Origin of the sequence: Pseudomonas sp. TJI-51 (assembly GCF_000190455.2) — a bacterium.
Lineage (GTDB): Bacteria > Pseudomonadota > Gammaproteobacteria > Pseudomonadales > Pseudomonadaceae > Aquipseudomonas > Aquipseudomonas juntendi.
In genome coordinates this window covers 11,313-12,073 of sequence record NZ_AEWE02000177.1, presented here as the reverse complement: position 1 = coordinate 12,073, position 761 = coordinate 11,313, and the positions used below count along the sequence as shown (strand labels likewise).

General features: G+C 68.3%; 1 protein-coding gene. It reads right to left on the bottom strand.

The window, feature by feature from the left end; translation table 11 throughout:
• Positions 1–761, bottom strand: a 761-nt coding sequence (locus tag G1E_RS26435) for a FimV family protein (protein ID WP_047150268.1), incomplete at both ends; no start/stop codon positions are given.

Genomic DNA, 761 nt, shown 5'->3' with positions numbered 1-761 from the left:
GGCTTGCGGCGCGGGCGCCGGGGCGACGCCTGCCGGGGACGGCGTGGCGGCACCCTGCGCCTGAAGACGCGCCAACTGGTCGTTTTTCAGGTCGATCAGACGCTGCAGCTTGTCCAGCTGGCTCTGCAGGTCACTCATGCGGCTCTTGAGTTCGTCGTTGTCGCGGCGGCTGGTATCGAGACTTTCCTGCGCCACCGCCAGCTTGTCGCTTAGCGCTTTGGCCTGGTCGGCCCCCGCCTGGTTGCCCGGGCTGACCAGGCGCAGGTTGTCGCCCTGGGCAACACGCGCCGGGGCGGCGTCGGCGGCACCACGGCGAGTGGCGTCCAGCTGACGGGCCCGCGGGCCCAACCGACGGCCCTCACGCCAGGCCGCGTACTGCTCGGCCACCTCACGGTTGGCCTCGGCCTGGGCGATGCTCTGAACCTGCTGCTGGTCGGGCAGGCGCAGCACCTGGCCAATCTTCAGCTGGTTGATGTTATTGCCGATGAAGGCATCCGGGTTCAGGGCCTGGATGGCGATCATGGTCTGCTGGATCGAACCGCCCTGGGTGTTGCGAGCAGCAATTTGCCACAACGTGTCGCGACGCTGGGTGGTGTAGCTGCTGGCAGCGGTACTGGCCGGGTTGAGATTGCCAGCAGCCGGCTTGTCGCCCTGGGCCTGGGCCTGGTCGAGCAACACGCTGTAGTCACGCAGCAGGCGGCCCTGCGGCCACATCACCTGGACCAGGAACTTGACCACTGGCCCAGGCAGCGGCTGGCTGG